The 15,287-nt window shown below is 69.7% G+C and carries 15 protein-coding genes; 6 read left to right on the top strand and 9 right to left on the bottom strand.

Annotated elements, in window-relative coordinates; translation table 11 throughout:
* Genes QK288_RS03095 through QK288_RS03075 form a run of 5 tightly spaced genes read right to left on the bottom strand, consistent with a single transcriptional unit; the run spans nt 1 to nt 5,616 of the window.
* The gene (locus QK288_RS03095) at nt 1-822 is read right to left on the bottom strand and encodes an ABC transporter permease (RefSeq protein ID WP_281266349.1); all 822 of its coding nucleotides are present in this window, start codon (nt 820-822) and stop codon (nt 1-3) included.
* Nucleotides 819-1,739, bottom strand: coding sequence for an ABC transporter permease (locus QK288_RS03090; RefSeq protein WP_281266348.1), 921 nt, complete (start codon nt 1,737-1,739; stop codon nt 819-821). The genes QK288_RS03095 and QK288_RS03090 overlap by 4 nt, the downstream gene beginning before the upstream one ends.
* The gene (locus tag QK288_RS03085) at nt 1,736-2,944 is read right to left on the bottom strand and encodes a spermidine/putrescine ABC transporter substrate-binding protein (RefSeq protein ID WP_281266347.1); all 1,209 of its coding nucleotides are present in this window, start codon (nt 2,942-2,944) and stop codon (nt 1,736-1,738) included. Before QK288_RS03085 ends, QK288_RS03090 begins: the two co-directional genes overlap by 4 nt.
* On the bottom strand, nt 2,941-4,128 hold the full coding sequence (locus QK288_RS03080) for an ABC transporter ATP-binding protein (RefSeq protein ID WP_281266346.1): 1,188 nt from the start codon (nt 4,126-4,128) through the stop codon (nt 2,941-2,943). Before QK288_RS03080 ends, QK288_RS03085 begins: the two co-directional genes overlap by 4 nt.
* Nucleotides 4,129-4,164: 36 nt before the next feature.
* Nucleotides 4,165-5,616 carry a gamma-aminobutyraldehyde dehydrogenase gene (locus QK288_RS03075; RefSeq protein ID WP_281266345.1) on the bottom strand — a complete coding sequence of 484 codons (1,452 nt, stop codon included), beginning with the start codon at nt 5,614-5,616 and terminating at the stop codon, nt 4,165-4,167.
* A 125-nt stretch (nt 5,617-5,741) separates the two neighbouring features.
* Between QK288_RS03075 and QK288_RS03070 the strand changes: the two genes are divergently transcribed.
* The 5 genes from QK288_RS03070 to QK288_RS03050 all read left to right on the top strand — a co-directional run bounded on the left by QK288_RS03070 (nt 5,742) and on the right by QK288_RS03050 (nt 10,999).
* Nucleotides 5,742-6,212: an Lrp/AsnC family transcriptional regulator gene (locus QK288_RS03070; protein ID WP_111106184.1), complete on the top strand. Its 471-nt coding sequence runs from the start codon at nt 5,742-5,744 to the stop codon at nt 6,210-6,212.
* A 107-nt stretch (nt 6,213-6,319) separates the two neighbouring features.
* Nucleotides 6,320-7,651, top strand: a complete 1,332-nt coding sequence (locus tag QK288_RS03065) for an aspartate aminotransferase family protein (RefSeq protein WP_281267648.1) — start codon at nt 6,320-6,322, stop codon at nt 7,649-7,651.
* 2 nt (nt 7,652-7,653) lie between these two features.
* Entirely contained in the window at nt 7,654-9,015 is a 1,362-nt protein-coding gene (locus QK288_RS03060; RefSeq protein WP_281266344.1) for an FAD-binding oxidoreductase, read from the top strand.
* Complete coding sequence (locus QK288_RS03055) at nt 9,015-10,349, top strand: NAD(P)/FAD-dependent oxidoreductase (protein ID WP_281266343.1); 1,335 nt, start codon at nt 9,015-9,017, stop codon at nt 10,347-10,349. Before QK288_RS03060 ends, QK288_RS03055 begins: the two co-directional genes overlap by 1 nt.
* Nucleotides 10,346-10,999: a DUF1345 domain-containing protein gene (locus tag QK288_RS03050; protein WP_281266342.1), complete on the top strand. Its 654-nt coding sequence runs from the start codon at nt 10,346-10,348 to the stop codon at nt 10,997-10,999. Before QK288_RS03055 ends, QK288_RS03050 begins: the two co-directional genes overlap by 4 nt.
* A 26-nt stretch (nt 11,000-11,025) precedes the next feature.
* On the opposite strand, the gene QK288_RS03045 is transcribed toward QK288_RS03050, so the two are convergent.
* The 3 genes from QK288_RS03045 to QK288_RS03035 are packed head-to-tail and all read right to left on the bottom strand — an operon-like array spanning nt 11,026 to nt 13,342.
* Entirely contained in the window at nt 11,026-11,844 is an 819-nt protein-coding gene (locus QK288_RS03045) for an SDR family oxidoreductase (protein ID WP_281266341.1), read from the bottom strand.
* Between the two features lie 50 nt (nt 11,845-11,894).
* On the bottom strand, nt 11,895-12,365 hold the full coding sequence (locus QK288_RS03040; protein WP_281266340.1) for a VOC family protein: 471 nt from the start codon (nt 12,363-12,365) through the stop codon (nt 11,895-11,897).
* Nucleotides 12,362-13,342 (bottom strand): SDR family oxidoreductase, encoded by a 981-nt coding sequence (locus QK288_RS03035; RefSeq protein WP_281266339.1) that lies wholly within the window; start codon nt 13,340-13,342, stop codon nt 12,362-12,364. The genes QK288_RS03040 and QK288_RS03035 overlap by 4 nt, the downstream gene beginning before the upstream one ends.
* Nucleotides 13,343-13,465: 123 nt before the next feature.
* On the opposite strand from QK288_RS03035, the gene QK288_RS03030 reads away from it, so the two are divergent.
* Nucleotides 13,466-14,308: a helix-turn-helix transcriptional regulator gene (locus QK288_RS03030; protein WP_281266338.1), complete on the top strand. Its 843-nt coding sequence runs from the start codon at nt 13,466-13,468 to the stop codon at nt 14,306-14,308.
* A gap of 136 nt (nt 14,309-14,444) precedes the next feature.
* Here the strand turns inward: QK288_RS03030 and QK288_RS03025 are convergent, their stop codons facing one another.
* A complete protein-coding gene (locus tag QK288_RS03025) occupies nt 14,445-15,125 on the bottom strand; it encodes a hypothetical protein (RefSeq protein WP_281266337.1) in 681 nt (226 codons plus the stop codon).
* Between the last annotated feature and the right edge of the window lie 162 nt (nt 15,126-15,287).

Below are 15,287 nucleotides of genomic sequence, written 5' to 3'. Positions count from 1 at the left end.
TCAGCCGCGCGTGCGGGACAAGCGACGGTTGAGCGCCCCGTTGAGCAACGCGACGAGCAGCCCCACCGCGAACACCAGCGTCCCGAAGCAGAGCACCTGCGGCGGCATCCCGGCCTTCGCGGCGCCGTACACGAACAGCGGGAAGGTGACAGCGGGTCCGGCGACGAACGACGTGATGACGTAGTCGTCGATCGACATCGCCAGCGCCAGCAGCCCGGCGGCGAGCATCCCCGGCGCGAGCAACGGCAGCGTGACGAGCCGGAACGCCTGGAACGGCGTCGCGCCGAGGTCGCCGGCGGCCTCCTCGAGCGCACGCGACGTCCCGGCGATCCGCCCCCGGAGGACGACGACGACGTACGCGACGTCGAACGCCACGTGGGTGAGCAGCACCGTGAGGAACCCGGTACCGAGCCCGATCGACAGGAAGAACGACAGCGACGCGGACCCGACGACGATCGACGGCGCCGCGATGTCCGCGAACACGACGGCGTTGACGGCCCCCCGCCCGGGGAACCGGTAGCGCTCGAGCGCCAGGGCGAGCGGGAGCCCGATCGCGACCGAGACGATCGCCGCGAGGAACGCGACGACGACCGACGTGACGAACGCGGACCCGAGCCCGGAGACGTTCACGAGGTTGGCGTACCAGTACGTGGTGAAGCCGTTCCACGCGAAGGTCAGCCGGTTGGTGGGGGCGTCGTTGAACGAGTACGCGATCATGTAGACGATCGGCACGAGGGTGATCGCGATGACCACCCAGTAGACGATGGCGAGCCAGGGCCCACGACGGTTCACGCCGTGACGGCGCGGTGCGACGGCGGTCATACGAGGTCCTCGAGGTCGTCGGTGCCGGAGACCCGGGCGTAGATGAACAGGATGATGCCGAGCACGACCATGAGCACGGTCGACAGCGCAGCGGCGACGTTGTACTGCTGGTTGCCGGAGTAGGCGTCCTGGATGGCCTGCCCGATCGTGTACGTGTTCGTGCCGCCGAGGAGCGCCGAGTTCACCGGGTCCCCCACGCAGTCGATGAACACGAGCAGGACCCCGGCGAAGATGCCGGCACGGGACAGGGGCAGCGTGGTGTGCCAGAAGGCCCGGAACCTCCCCGCGTACAGGTCGTGCGCGGCTTCACCGAGTCTCGGGTCGATGCGCTCGAGCGCCGCGTAGATCGGCAGCACCATGAAGGCGAGGTCGTTGTACGCGTCGCCGAAGATCACCGCCCCGCCGGTGCCGAGGATGTGGAAGTCCTTGCCGGCGACCCCGATCCCCTGCAGGAACGTGACGACGGGCCCCTGGGACGCGAGCACGAACGCCCACATGTCGGTGCGGATGATGAACGACACCAGGAAGCTCACGAAGACGAGCATCAGGAGCGGGTTCTTCCACCGCGGTGACACCCGGAACGCGATGAAGTACGCCACGGGGTACCCGACGACGATGGTCACGAGGGTCGCGGCGAAGCCGTACCAGAGCGATCGGAGCAGGAACGTCAGGTACGGCACCTGCGGGTCGACGAACAGGGACGAGTAGATCCCGAAGTTCCAGGTGAACGTGTACCCGTCGTCCGGGTTGCCCGACATGAGCGAGACGATGAGCCCGGACACGAGCGGGATGACGAAGAACACGCAGAGGTACGCGGTCCCGACCAGCGCGAGCAGGAACGGCGTGCTGCGACGACGACCGCGACGGACCGGCGCCGGGTCGAGACCGATCCCGGGCGCGACCCCGAGCGCCGTCACGACTGCACCACCGCGTTGAAGATGCCGTTCCACTCCGAGTACTCGTCGTAGTTCTCGAACACCCGGAACTCGTGCGACGCGTCCAACACGGCAGCGGACGGGAACACCAGCGGGCTGTCCGCCACCGTCGCGTCGTCGAGCACGTTCCTGACGTAGTCCTCGGCCGCGGGCACCGGGCACACGTAGTTGACGTAGTCCTCGACGATCCCCGCGATCTTCGGCGTGTAGTAGAAGTCCATCCACGCGAGCGCCGACACCGGGTTCGCCGCCTGCTTCGGGATGAGCATGTTGTCGTGCCAGGTCATCTGCCCCTCCTCCGGCGTGACGAACTCCAGGTCGGGGAACCCGGACTGCTGCGCCTGGAACACGTCGCCCGACCACGCCTGGGTGATCCAGGTGTCACCGTTCTCGAGCCGGTTGATGTAGCTCTGGTCGTAGAACCCGGTCACGCTCGGCCGGAGCTCGCGGAGCCATGCCTGGGCCTTGCGCCAGTCGGCCGGGGTCGACGTCTCGGGGGCGATGCCGAGCGCGAGCAGTGCCAGGGAGCCGAGCTCGGTGTTGTCGCTCATCAGCCCGATGCGCCCCTTGAAGGCGGGGTCCTTCAGGTCCTGGAACGACGTGATCTTCCGCCCGGTGTACTTCGGGTTGTACGCGAGCCCCGTGAACCCGGTCTGCCAGACGACGGAGTGCTTGTTGCCCGGGTCGTAGTTCGGGTTCTTGACGGACGCAGAGGCGTTGGCGGCGAAGTTCGGCAACCGCGTGTGGTCGAGCTCGCACACGAAGCCGTTCTTGATCATCTCGGTGAGCTCGTACCCGTTCGTCATGACGACGATGTCGTAGCCGGTGGCCCCTTGCGCCCGGAGGATCGGCGAGACCGTCGCGTAGAACGTCGCGTTGTCCTGGATCACCGCCTGGTAGTCGACCGCGATCCCCGTCTCCTCCTTGAAGAGCGCGAGGGACTCGGACTTGCCGTGGTCGGAGTCGATGTAGAGCGGCCAGTTCGCGAAGTTGAGCTCCTTGGTCGCCTTCGCGTCCTTCCAGAAGGCCGTCCAGTCCACCGCTGGTCCCGTCGACGCCGCCGAGCCCTTGATGCTGCAGCCCGCGAGCAGGGCGGCCACCGCCGCGGCACCGCCGCCTGCCAGGAAGCCGCGCCGGCTGACCCGCGCGGACGTCAGTCCGCGCACCAGGTCCGGTCCGGCGTTCACGCGACCGCACCTGCGGTGGCGGTCTCGGCCTGGAGGCCCGGTGCGGGCTGGGTGGTGACGCTCGCGTCGGACGCGATGGGAGCCTCCAGTCCGAAGCCGTGGTCGACGCCCCAGGTGAGCCAGACCTCGGTCCCCGTGGCGATGCGGGGGCCGCCCTTCGTGTTCTGCGCGAAGACGGAGACGCGGCCGGCGCCGGGGACGTCGACGAGGTACTGCGTGCTGACGCCGGAGAACGAGACGTCGACGACACGGCCGGGTCCGAGGATGTTGCGTCCCGCCTCGTGCGACGGCTCTGCGGTGCGGATCTTGAGCTTCTCGGGACGGACGCCGACGACCACGCGACCGCTGGTCGCGACCGCACGCGCCGTCGGGACCGCGATGGTGCCCGCCGCCGTGGCGACCACGAGCAGCTCGCCCTCGGTGCCGCGGACCTCGCCCTCGAGCAGGTTCGACTGGCCGAGGAAGTTCGCGACGAAGGCGGTGCGGGGCAGTTCGTAGAGGTCCTGGGGGCTGCCCATCTGCTCGATCCGGCCACCGTTCATGACGGCGACGGTGTCGGCCATCGTCATCGCCTCTTCCTGGTCGTGCGTGACGTGCAGGAAGGTGAGCCCGACCTCGGCCTGGATCGTCTTGAGCTCGAGCTGCATCTGGTGCCGGAGCTTCAGGTCGAGGGCGCCGAGCGGTTCGTCGAGGAGCAGGAGCGCGGGCCGGTTCACGATCGCGCGCGCCAGGGCGACGCGCTGCTGCATGCCGCCGGAGAGCTGTGCTGGTCGCTTCGATGCGGACGAGTCGAGCTCCACGAGGTGCAGTGCCTCCCGCGCCTTCGTCATCGGGTCGGGGATGCGCCGGCGCTTCAGGCCGAACGCGACGTTGTCGAGCACGCTCATGTGCGGGAACAGCGCGTAGTTCTGGAAGACGGTGTTGACCGGCCGCTGGTACGGCTTCGTGTCGGTGACGTCCTTCCCGCCGAGCAGGATGCTGCCGCTCGTCGGTTCCTCGAGGCCGGCGACGAGCCGCAGCGTGGTCGTCTTCCCGCAGCCGGACGGCCCGAGCAGCGCGAAGAACGACCCGGCCGGCACGGTGAGGTCGAGGGCGTCCACCGCGGTGTGTCCCGGGAAGGACTTCGTGATCTGCTCGAGCCGGAGATCTGCTCCGGATTCGGCGAAGGTGCCGGTCGTTGCCATGGTGCCTCCTGGTGTTCGCGGGCCCGGGAGTCGGGTTCAGCCGATGTAGGACATGACGTGCTTGATGCGGGTGTAGTCGTCGAACCCGTACTGGGACAGGTCCTTGCCGTAGCCGGAGTGCTTGAAGCCGCCGTGCGGCATCTCGGCGACGATCGGGATGTGCGTGTTGATCCACACGCACCCGAAGTCGAGGTCGCGGGCGAAGCGCATCGCCCTGGCGTGGTCGGTCGTCCACACCGAGCTCGCCAGGCCGTACTCGACGTCGTTCGCGGCACGCAGTGCGTCCGCCTCGGTGCGGAAGCGCTGGACGGTCTGCACGGGGCCGAACACCTCCTGCTGCACGATGCGGTCGTCCTGCCGCAGCCCGGAAACGATCGTCGCCTCGTGGAAGTACCCGACGTCGCCGACGCGGTGGCCGCCGAGCTCGATCGTCGCGTGGTCGGGGAGCGTGTCGAGGAAGTCCTGCACGTGCGTGAGCTGGTTCACGTTGTTGACCGGCCCGAAGTACCCGTCCGTGCCGGTCCTCGCGTTCGTCCGGGCTTCCGCGGCGAGCGCCGCCACGAACTCGTCGTGGATGCCCTCCTGCACCAGGAGCCGGGTGGCAGCGGTGCAGTCCTGTCCGGCGTTGAAGAACCCGGCGGCGACGATGCCGGCGACCGCGGAGGGGATGTCGGCGTCGTCGAACACGATCACGGGTGCCTTGCCGCCGAGTTCGAGGTGCGTGCGCTTGAGGTCACCGGCCGCAGCTCGGGCGACCGCCATGCCCGCGCGGACGGACCCGGTGATGGAGACGAGCTGCGGGGTCGGGTGGTCGATCATCGCGGCGCCGGTGGAGTGGTCGCCCAGCACGACGTTGAGGACCCCCGGCGGCAGGAACTCCGCGGCGACCTCGGCGAGCAGCAGCGTGGAGAGCGGTGTCGTGTCGCTCGGCTTCAGGACGGTGGTGTTGCCGGCGGCGAGCGCCGCGGCGATCTTCCACACCGCCATGTTGAGCGGGTAGTTCCACGGGGTGACCTGGGCCACGACGCCGATGGGCTCGCGCCGGACGAAGGACGTGTGGTCGGCCAGGTACTCGCCGGCGCTCCGGCCCTCGAGGTTCCTGGCGGCGCCGGCGAAGAAGCGGATCTGGTCGACGGAGAGCATGATCTCGTCCTCGACCAGGGTGGCGCGGGGCTTTCCGGTGTCCCGCGACTCGAGGTCCGCGAACTCCTCCGCGCGGGCCTCCACCGCGTCGGCGATCCGGAAGAGCGCGAGCTGGCGCTCCCCCGGGGTCGTGCGCCGCCAGGTCTCGAACGCCTCGGCGGCGGTGCGGAAGGCCTGGTCGACGTCAGTGGCGGTGGAGATCGGCGAGATGCCGTACTCGGCCTCGGTCGTCGGGTCCACCAGGCCGAACGACGTGTTCGTCCTGGACGGGGTCCACTCGCCCCCGACGAAGTTCCGGAGGTCACGGGTCGCCGTGTCCGACGCCGTCTTCGTGCTGTCCAGCATGGCGGCGATACTGGCACGGAAACCGCTCGTTCGGAAGACTTGTAACAACGGAAATCGTCGCGAAACACGGTGTTCACAACGGAATCCCTTGCTTTCCGCCGGAATGCACTGCCATGCTGTGCGGCATGGCGGCAGCACCACGACGTCCGGGACCGATCGACGACATCTCCAAGCGGATCATCGAGCAACTCCAGGCAGACGGGCGCCGTCCGTACGGCGAGATCGGCAAGGCGGTCGGTCTCAGCGAGGCGGCGGTCCGGCAGCGCGTGCAGAAGCTCACCGAGACCGGCGTCATGCAGATCGTCGCGGTCACCGACCCGATGCAGCTCGGCTTCCACCGGCAGGCGATGATCGGCATCCGTGTGAACGGCGACACCCGCAAGGTCGCCGACGCACTCGAGCAGCTGGCGGCGGTCGACTACCTCGTGATGACCGCCGGCAGCTTCGACCTCATGGTGGAGGTCGTCTGCGAGGACGACGACGACCTCATCGAACTGCTCAACGGCACGATCCGGGCCATCCCCGGCGTGACCGGCACCGAGACCTTCGTCTACCTGCAACTCCGCAAACAGCTCTACGACTGGGGAACGCGATGACCATCTCCGACCAGAAGACCGAACAGTCCACGCGACTCGGCTCCTACGACCCGTTCGCACCGGTCGACAACGAGGACCTGCAGCGCAAGTCCCGCGACCACCTCTGGATGCACTTCGCCAGGCACGGCGCGAACCAGGCGGGTGCCGAGGTCCCGATCATGGTCCGCGGCGAGGGTCACCACGTCTACGACAGCCACGGCAAGGGCTACATCGACGGGCTCTCCGGCCTGTTCGTCGTCGCCGCCGGCCACGGGCGGAAGCGCCTGGCCGAGATGGCCGCCAAGCAGGCCGAGACGCTGTCCTTCTTCCCGATCTGGTCGTACGCGCACCCCGCGGCCATCGAGCTCGCCGACCGCCTGGCCGACCACGCCCCCGGCGACCTCAACAAGGTGTTCTTCTCCACCGGCGGCGGCGAAGCGGTCGAGACGGCGTTCAAGCTCGCGAAGTACTACTGGAAGCTCCGCGGCAAGCCGATGAAGCACAAGGTGATCTCCCGCGCGGTCGCCTACCACGGCACCCCGCAGGGCGCCCTCGCGATCACCGGCATCCCCGCGATGAAGCAGATGTTCGAGCCGTTGACCCCCGGCGGGCTCCGTGTCCCGAACACGAACTACTACCGCGCCGACGAGATGGGTTTCGCCGGGCAGAGCGAGGAGGAGTTCGGCTACTGGGCGGCCGAGCGCATCCGCGAGATGATCGAGTTCGAGGGACCGGACACCGTCGCGGCCGTCTTCCTCGAACCGGTGCAGAACTCCGGCGGCTGCTTCACCCCGCCGCCCGGGTACTTCCAGCGGGTCCGTGAGATCTGCGACGAGTACGACGTGCTGCTCGTCTCGGACGAGGTCATCTGCGCGTTCGGCCGCATCGGCACGATGTTCGCCTGCGACACGTACGGCTTCGTCCCGGACATGATCACGTGCGCGAAGGCGATGACCTCCGGGTACTCCCCCATCGGCGCGACGATCATCAGCGACAAGATCTTCGAGCCGTTCGCCGAGGGCGACACGACCTTCTACCACGGGTACACGTTCGGCGGGCACCCGGTCTCCGCCGCCGTCGCCATGGAGAACCTCGACATCTTCGAGGAAGAGGGGCTGCTGCAGAACGTCCAGCAGAACGCCCCGCTCTTCCGCGCCGAACTCGACACCCTGCTCGACCTGCCGATCGTCGGCGACGTCCGCGGTGACGGGTACTTCTACGGCATCGAGCTCGTCAAGGACAAGGCCACGAAGACCACGTTCGACGACGACGAGTCCGAGCGGCTGCTCCGCGGGTTCCTGTCGAAGGCGCTGTTCGACGCGGGGCTGTACTGCCGCGCCGACGACCGCGGCGACCCCGTCGTGCAGCTCGCTCCGCCGCTGACCATCGGGCAGCCGGAGTTCCGCGAGATCACCTCGATCCTGCGGAGCGTCCTGTCCGAGGCCTCGTCGAAGATCTGACCGTGTCCGGCTACCGGCGGGTCTCGTTCTGGATGGACCAGCTCGTGGCCTCCGGCCGCGACGACCTGACACCACGGCCGCCGCTCGACGGCGACCGCTCGGCGGACGTCTGCGTCATCGGCGGTGGACTGACCGGTCTCTGGACCGCGTGGTACCTGCACCAGGCCGACCCGAGCCTCCAGATCGTCGTCGTCGAGAAGGAGATCGCCGGATTCGGCGCCTCCGGACGGAACGGCGGGTGGTGCTCGGCGCTTTTCCCGCGCGAAGCGGCAGAGATCGCCGAGCACACCGGCCGCGACGCGGCACTCGCCATGCGGCGGGCGATGCGCGAGACGGTCGACGAGGTCGGCCGCGCAGCGGACGAGGCCGGGATCGACTGCGACTTCGTCAAGGGCGGCACCGTGCTCTACGCCCGGTCGGCGGTGCAGGACCGCGCAGCTCGAGCAGAGGTCGACGCGTCCGCCGCCTTCGGCGACGACATGGTTTACCGGTCCGCGCTCCCCGGCGACGCCGCAGGCAGCGTCGGGGTCGCGTTCACGCCGGACTGCGCCCGCCTGCAGCCGGCCGCGTTGGTCCGTGGCCTGGCGGCCGCACTGGAGGCCCGTGGCGTCGTGATCGCGGAGCGCACGCCCGCCGTGTCGTGGGCTCCAGGGCGTGTGGTCACCACCTCCGGGACCGTCTCGGCCGGCGCGGTCGTCGTCGCGCTCGAGGGCTACGGGGCGACGATGCCGCAGACCAGACGCCGGATCATGCCGCTGTACTCGTTGATGATCGCGACCGAGCCGCTGTCCGAGGCGGCGTGGGGGCGCATCGGGTTGGAGCACGGGCAGACGTTCTCGGACTACCGGCACCTGTTGATCTACGGACAGCGCACCGCGGACGACCGGTTCGCGTTCGGCGGCCGCGGAGCCCGCTACCACTGGGGCTCCACGATCCGGAACTCGTACGACCGCGTGCCGCGGGTGTTCCGCCACCTGCGCACGACGCTCGCCGAGCTCTTCCCCGACGTCGGTGACGTCGGGGTCACGCACACGTGGGGCGGCCCGATCGGGGTACCCCGTGACTGGTGCGCCTCGGTGACCTGGGACGGCTCCGTGGGGTCGGCCGGCGGGTACGTCGGCGACGGGCTCTCGACGACGAACCTGGCGGGGCGGACGCTGGCCGACCTCGTCCGCGGTGTGTCGTCGTCGCTGACGGGGTTGCCATGGGTCGGGCACCACTCGCCGGACTGGGAGCCGGAGCCGCTCCGGTTCCTCGGGGCGAACGCCGGACTCGTGGCGACGGACATCGCCGACCGCGAGGAACGACTGACCGGACGACCGAGCATGGCCGCCCGGGTGCGCGAGAAGGTGACGGGGCACTGATGGCCGTCGTTCCTCCGTCGGCGTACGACGTCGTGGTGGTCGGTGCGGGGGTGTCGGGGCTCGCTGCCGCCCGGGCGCTCGCGCTCGGCGGGCAGCGGGTCGTCGTGCTCGAGGCCCGCGACCGCGTCGGTGGGCGCACATGGACGGACGCCGCGCTCGGGGTGCCGGTCGACCTCGGGGCGTCGTGGATCCACGGCATCGAGGGCAACCCGCTCTGGTCGTTGGCGTCGGCGTTCGGGATCGAGACCGTGGAGTTCACGGTCGGGAGCTTCCAGTTCGACGGGCGGCCGATCGCGTGGCACGACCCGTCCGGCGTCCGGGTGTCCGGTTCGTCGCTGGTCACTGACCTGCATTCGGTCGACGAACTCCTGCCGTCCGTCGTCGACGCCGCACCTCCCGGGACCACGTACGCAACAGCCGTCTCCTCGGTACTGGACTCCCTCGGGTGGACCGGCTCGCGGGCCGATCGCGTGACCGAGTACATGGCGCACCGCTCCGAGGACCTCTGCGGCGCGCCCGTCACCGACCTCGACGCCCACGGGCTCGACGAGGAGCACGTCGCCGGGGACGAGGTCGTGTTCCCCGGCGGGTACGGGCAGTACGCCGCTCGGCTGGCCGCCGGGCTCGACGTCCGGTTGTCGTCCGTGGTCCGTGCGGTGACCACCACGCCGTCGTCCGTCCGGGTCGACCTCGCCGACGGGTCGTCCGTGTCCGCGTCCCAGGTGGTCGTGACCGTGCCGCTCGGGGTGCTCAAGGCCGGGGACATCACGTTCTCGCCGGCGTTGTCCGAACCCCTCACCGGTGCGCTCGGGCGGCTCGGGATGGGTGTCTACGACAAGGTGTTCTTCCGGTTCCCCTCGGCGTTCTGGGACTCCTGGGTGGTCCGGCAGCAGGGGGACGCCGGCGTCGACTGGCACTCCTGGTACGACATGTCCCGGGTGACCGGCGCACCGGTGCTGGCTGCCCTCGTCGGCGGCTCCGGAGCACGTCGACTCGAGACCCTGTCCGACGCCGAGATCGTCGCCGAGGGGCTGGCGGCCCTGCGGTTGCTGTTCGGCCCGGCGGTGCCCGAACCCGAGGCCGTGCGCATCACCCGGTGGGCGGCCGACCCGTTCGCGAAGGGGTCGTACTCGTACCTGCACGTCGGCTCGTCCCCTGATGACCACGACCTGCTCGGGACACCCGTCGGTCGCGTGCAGCTCGCGGGCGAGGCGACGTGGGGCGACGACCCCGCGACCGTGCACGGGGCGCTGCTGTCCGGGTTGCGGGCGGCGTCGCGCATCCTCGGACGGGACGTCCCGGCGGACGAGCTGGCCTCTACACTCGGCGCGTGAGCCCGTCGAAGGTCAGACACCAGCACGAGCACCGCTTCCCGGTCGCCGTCGCGATCCTCGTCAACCTCGCGCTCGCGCTGCTCCTGCCGAGCCGGGTGCTGTTCTTCCCGTCGTGGGTCGTGCCGCTCCTCGGTGTCCTGCTGCTCGTGCCCTTGATCGTGTTCAACCCGCGGCGGCTGTCCCGCGAGACGACGTGGTCGCGGTGGCTGTCGTTCGGGCTCGCGATCATGCTCACGGTCGCGAACCAGCTCACCGTCGTCCGCACGGTGATGGAGCTCCTCCTCGGTCATGCCGACGGCGGAGCCGTGCTGCTCACCGCGCTGCAGGTGTGGGTGAGCAGCATCATCGCGTTCGGGCTCGTGTACTGGGAACTCGACCGCGGCGGGCCGGTCGCACGACGGCGTCCCGGCCTCTGGGAGTCCGACGAGGCGGACTTCCAGTTCCCGCAGGAGACCGACTCGCGCACCGCCGCCTGGCGTCCGGTGTACCTCGACTACCTCTACGTGGCGCTCACGAACATGGTCGCGTTCAGCCCGACCGACACGATGCCGATGACGGTCCGCGCGAAGATGATCATGGCCTACCAGTCCGTCGGCGGGTTCATCCTGATGGCCCTGGTCATCTCGCGCGCGGTCAACATCATCGCCTGAGCGGTGGGCTGCCCGCTCGTCCCGCGTCAGGCGCCGTGTGCCTCCTCGGACACGGGCTGCCACTCCCGCCACGTCGCGAGACGCGACTCGTAGTCCTTCTCCGCGATGCCGAGCGGCGCCTTGCCGAAGAAGACCCGCAGCGGCGGCTCGTCGGCGTCGACCACCTTGAGGATCGCCGAGCGGGTCGCCTCGGGCTTGCCCGGGTCCGCGGCGGAAGGGCGCTTCGAGGCCGCCTCGCGCACGTCGGCGTACGCGTCGATCGGCTCGCTCTGCTTCGACGACGGTCCGGACCAGTCGGTCGAGAACCCGCCGGGTTCGATCAGGGTGACGTGGATGCCGAAGCCGGCGACCTCCTGCGCGAGGGACTGCGAGAGTCCCTCCAGCGCCCACTTCGACGCGTGGTACGCGCCGACGGTCGGGAACGCGCTGATCCCACCGATGCTCGACACCTGGATGATGTGCCCCGAACCCTGCTCGCGCATGATCGGCAGCGCCGCCTGGGTGACCCAGAGCGCGCCGAACAGGTTCGTCTCGAGCTGGGCACGGACCTCGTCCTCGGTGAGCTCCTCGACCATGCCGAAGTGGCCGTAGCCGGCGTTGTTCACAACGACGTCGAGGGATCCGAAGTGGTCTGCTGCGCGCTGCACCGCGGCGAAGTCGGCCGAGCGGTCGGTGACGTCGAGCTGGATGCCGAGGAACGTCTCCGGGTACTGCTCGACGAGCGCCTGCACGTCGTCGGGGTTCCGTGCGGTGCCGGCGACGGAGTCCCCGCGCTCGAGGGCGGCTTCGGCCCACTCGCGGCCGAAGCCCTTCGATGCGCCGGTGATCAACCAGGTCGTGCTCATGTGTCCTCCTGTTGTCTGACGCCGGCCACGCAACGCCGGGACCTTCGGAGTCAGCTGGAGGTCCGGGTGGCGGATGCGCCTTCCGGACGGGGCGCGGCGAACTCCAGGTTCACGTCGTCGGGGTCCTGGACGGACAGGATCACGAGACCGAACGGTGGGAGGTCCGTCACCGCACCGTGCTCGATGCCCGCCTCGTCGAGCCGCGCCACCGCATCGTGCAGGTCGCTGACCGATCCGACCCGGAAGGACACGTGATCGAGGCCGACGCGGTCCGGATCGAACCGGTCACCGGGCTCCGCCACCGGACGCAGTCCGAGGGTCTGGCCGCCGAACGTGAACGAGCACCCGCCGTAGGTCCGCCACGGGTCGTCGTGGATCGTCGGGTCATCGATCTGGTCGCTGAAGTCGCTCCCGGGCGGCATGCCGAACAGCCGCTCGTAGAAGGCCTTGCTCCGGTGGATGTCGGTGACGGTGAGCCGCAAGTGCGAGAAGCCGAGCGGCACCACGATGGGATCGTTCATCCCGCCATCATCGGCCGGGGCTCCTGGTCGCGTCCGGTCGTCTCCGGGAACCGGACGCCGCTGAGCTCCTCGGAGACGGTCCACAGCCGTGCCGCTGCGGCTTCGTCCCGCATCGGTTTCCACGACTGGTGCCTGGCAGCGGGTCCGCCAAGCCCACCAGGCCACCCCGGACCGGTGAAGGCCCCGTCCAGGTCGGAGCCGGTCGCCGCGAGCAGTGCGGGCTCCCCGGCGGAGTCGACGGTCCCGACGAGGAGCCCGCGCGACGAGAGCCACCGGATGACCCGGACCGCGGTCGTGTCCTGCGTTCGCCCGACTTCCGGACGGGCGGCCAGGAGACTCGTCGGTGCGACACCCGGGTGGCTCACCGCACTCGTGATCCCCCAACCGCCCGCTCGACTCCGTCTGCCGAGCTCGAACCCGACGAGTGCACAGGCGAGCTTCGACGCCGCGTAGGCGCGGTTGCCGTCGTACGGCCGCTCGGACTGCAGGTCCTCCCAGTCGATCCGGGCACGTCGGGCCGCGATGCTCGTCTGCATCACCACGCGTGCGCTGCCGGCTCGCAGGAGCGGGAGGAGCTGACCGACGAGCGCGAAGTGTCCGAGGTGGTTCGTGCCGAACTGCAGTTCGAAGCCGTCCTCCGTCTCCTGCCGCTCCGGTGGTGTCATCACACCCGCGTTGCCGATCAGCAGGTGCAGGGGGTCGCCCTGCGAACGGAGGCGATCGGCGAGCGACGCCACGGAGCGCAAGGACGACAGGTCCATCTCCTCGAGCCGCAGGATCGCGTCCGGGTACTGCTGCCGGATGCGGTCGGCGGCGGCCTCGCCCTTCCGTCGGTTGCGGACCGGCATCACGACCTCGGCGCCGGCTGCGGCCAGCCGGGTGGCGATGCCGAGTCCGATGCCGTCGCTGGCGCCGGTCACCAGGGCCCGCCGGCCGGTGAGGTCAGGGATCGTGACGTCGTCGTGGGTACGTGGCATCGTGTCGTCTCCTCGTTCGCGGCACCTCGTGGCGCCTCGGTCGAGCATGCGCCGACCGCGCGCACGACATCCACGGCCTGACGATCCGTGGCTCGGCCGGACGCGTCGCGAGAGGATGACGGCGTGATCGATCGAAGCGCACTCGCGGACTTCCTCCGTGGTCGCCGGCATGCCCTGCAGCCGGAGGACGTCGGGCTGCCGCGTGGGCAGCGTCGGCGGACCGCCGGGCTCCGTCGCGAAGAGGCGGCCCTGCTCGCGAACATGTCGACGGACTACTACGCACGACTCGAACGCGAGCGCGGCCCACAGCCGTCGGAGCAGATGCTCGCCGCGATCGCGCAGGGCCTCCGGCTGACGATCGACGAGCGCGACCACCTCTTCCGCCTGGCCGGACACGAACCGCCGACACGGAGCGCAGGTGGGGCTCACGTGTCGCCGGGGATGATGCGCATCCTCGACAGCCTGGTGGACACCGCGGCCGAGGTGTCGAACGAGGTCGGCGAGACCCTGCGGCAGACACCACTCGGCGTGGCTCTCGTCGGCGACCACTCGCGGTACGCCGGTGACGCACGGAGCTCCGGGTTCCGGTGGTTCACCCAGACCGAGGTCCGGGAGCTCTACCCGGTCGAGGACCACGCCTTCATGTCCCGGATGTACGCGTCCGGGCTCCGAGAGGTCGTCGCTCGGCGCGGTCCCGGCTCGCGGGCGGCACACCTCGCGGAGACCCTGCTCGCGAGGAGCGCCGAGTTCCGCGAGGTCTGGGCGCTGCACGAGGTCGGGGTCCGTCCGCGCGAGGTCAAGCGGTACGTCCACCCCGAGGTCGGGAAGCTGACGTTGCACTGCCAGGTGCTGCACGACCCCGAGCAGTCGCACGTGCTCCTCGTGCACACCGCCGAGCCGGGCAGCGTGACCGCGGAGCGACTCCGGCTGCTCTCGGTCATCGGCACGACCACCGCCGCTCGCTGAACCGCGGAGCCGGATGGTCGACGGAGCCGACCGGCCCGGCGCCGCCGGAACGCCGAACCACCGCTTCGACGACGAAACGCCTCCGTTTCCGGAGGCGTTTCGCGTCGAGAACGGTGTCTCGAGTAAGGCGACGTGCTTACTTGATCTTGGCCGTGATGGTCGCGGTACCCACCAGGAGGCCGCTCTTGACGGCGTCGGTCTTGAAGGTGCTGTTGAGCAGCTTCGCGGCGTCCGCGGAGACGTGGACGGTGGTGCCGGTGAGGATCGCGTTGTCACCCTCGAGCTGCAGGGGCTTGAGCGTCCCACCGTGCAGGGAGAACAGGTACGCGTTCGCTGCGGCGACCTGCCCGTTGACCAGGACGTCACCGTAGAGCTTGGACGAACCCGGGTTCACCACGAAGTTCTCCAACGTCACCGTCGTGTCGCCGGCCTTCAGGGTCAGACCCGAGTCGTCGTGGTTGAGCAGGCCCTGCACGTACGGACGGTACTTGCCGTCCGGGGACCAGTAGGTGACCGAGCCGGAGGTGATCGGGAACGACACGGCGCCGTCGGCGAGCTTGGCGTTGCCGGACACACCCGGGGTCAGCTTCAGCGAGGTGAGGGCGTCGGTGAAGCCGGAGTCCAGCGCGACGGAGGTGTCGCCACCGAGGACCTCGGGAACCGACGCGACCGGTGCGGGGATCTTCGACGACGACGATGCGACGGTGTGGATCGCGGGGGTGGAGGCGTTCGCGGCGGAGACACCGAACGCGGCACCGCCGAGGACGAGGGCACCCGTCGTGGCGAGGGTGATGGTGGTCTTGAGGGACTTGCGCATGATGGTCATTCCTTTGCTGTGTCGCGCTCGGCGCGGCGTACTGAAAGCGCGCCGAACACACTCCGACAAGGAGTGGAGAACCAGCTATCTGCGGCTGGTGAGCGCTCCGGGTGTTTCCCGGTCTGTGCATGGGATTCGGCACCCCACCGGAAACGGTTTGGA

This window comes from Curtobacterium sp. 9128 (assembly GCF_900086645.1).
Classification (GTDB): domain Bacteria; phylum Actinomycetota; class Actinomycetes; order Actinomycetales; family Microbacteriaceae; genus Curtobacterium.
Note: the sequence above shows the minus strand (reverse complement) of the source record. Positions and strands in the feature narration are given on the sequence as shown.

Bases quoted from the DNA above. Each gene is read 5' to 3' on its own strand.
- QK288_RS03095 (WP_281266349.1), bottom strand. From the start codon at position 822: ATGACCGCCGTCGCACCGCGCCGTCACGGCGTGAACCGTCGTGGGCCC.
- QK288_RS03080 (WP_281266346.1), bottom strand. From the start codon at position 4,128: ATGGCAACGACCGGCACCTTCGCCGAATCCGGAGCAGATCTCCGGCTC.
- QK288_RS03070 (WP_111106184.1), top strand. From the start codon at position 5,742: ATGGCGGCAGCACCACGACGTCCGGGACCGATCGACGACATCTCCAAG.
- QK288_RS03055 (WP_281266343.1), top strand. From the start codon at position 9,015: ATGGCCGTCGTTCCTCCGTCGGCGTACGACGTCGTGGTGGTCGGTGCG.
- QK288_RS03035 (WP_281266339.1), bottom strand. From the start codon at position 13,342: ATGCCACGTACCCACGACGACGTCACGATCCCTGACCTCACCGGCCGG.
- QK288_RS03065 (WP_281267648.1), top strand. From the start codon at position 6,320: ATGCACTTCGCCAGGCACGGCGCGAACCAGGCGGGTGCCGAGGTCCCG.
- QK288_RS03045 (WP_281266341.1), bottom strand. From the start codon at position 11,844: ATGAGCACGACCTGGTTGATCACCGGCGCATCGAAGGGCTTCGGCCGC.
- QK288_RS03075 (WP_281266345.1), bottom strand. From the start codon at position 5,616: ATGCTGGACAGCACGAAGACGGCGTCGGACACGGCGACCCGTGACCTC.
- QK288_RS03040 (WP_281266340.1), bottom strand. From the start codon at position 12,365: ATGAACGATCCCATCGTGGTGCCGCTCGGCTTCTCGCACTTGCGGCTC.
- QK288_RS03025 (WP_281266337.1), bottom strand. From the start codon at position 15,125: ATGCGCAAGTCCCTCAAGACCACCATCACCCTCGCCACGACGGGTGCC.